Source organism: Empedobacter sp. UBA7252 (genome assembly GCF_002472765.1).
Classification (GTDB): Bacteria; Bacteroidota; Bacteroidia; order Flavobacteriales; family Weeksellaceae; genus Empedobacter; species Empedobacter falsenii_B.
On sequence record NZ_DKSQ01000096.1, the window covers coordinates 6,176 to 6,897 of the forward strand.

Consider the following 722-nt stretch of genomic DNA (forward strand, 5'->3'; position numbering starts at 1 on the left):
GATGTTTTAAATAATATTTTAGTTTAAAAACATTTAGATGTTTACGTTACTATATTATTATTAAAGTTTAATTACATACGTCTAACGTTAGTAGCCATAAGACCTTTTTGCCCTTGTTCTACTTTAAACGAAACTTTATCATTTTCTCTAATATCATCAATTAAATTTGATGTATGAACGAAAATTTCATTTCCTGTTTCTTTAATTGTAATGAAACCAAAACCTTTTGTATCGTTAAAAAACTTAACTGTACCTTCTTGCATAATATTTTTTTTAAAAAAGAGAATAATAAAAAATTTCTATAATTATACATAAAGGAACTATTTCTATTCTAAAAAAAGAAATAGTTTATTATTCTCAATAAATTAATCAACTTAACGCGTGATAATTAACGTGAAATACTTGAGATTAAAAATCAATTTGAAATTGAATATATTGAAAAGTATAAAGTAAAAGTAAAAAAATACACTATTTTAAGAAGTAAAAGGCTTGCTGCCAAAAAAATAAAAAAATGGTATGTCTAAAAAATTTAGTTTGTAACTAATTAATATCTTATCTCTGATATCGATACAAATGTAAAGTAAATAGTTGGATAAATAACAATTTGACAAAAAAAAAATAAAATAAAAGTCTGTTACTGCTTTACATTTTTTTGTTAGACTAATTTTATAGGAAAAATCCATTTGAATACATTTATATGATATGAATTAGCTAAGGATGTT

1 protein-coding gene is annotated in these 722 nt (G+C 21.5%); it reads right to left on the minus strand.

Annotation, left to right across the window (positions count from 1 at the left end):
* Positions 1–71: 71 nt before the first annotated feature.
* A complete protein-coding gene (locus B2X73_RS13735; RefSeq protein ID WP_135837047.1) occupies positions 72–263 on the minus strand; it encodes a cold-shock protein in 192 nt (63 codons plus the stop codon).
* Positions 264–722: the final 459 nt, after the last annotated feature.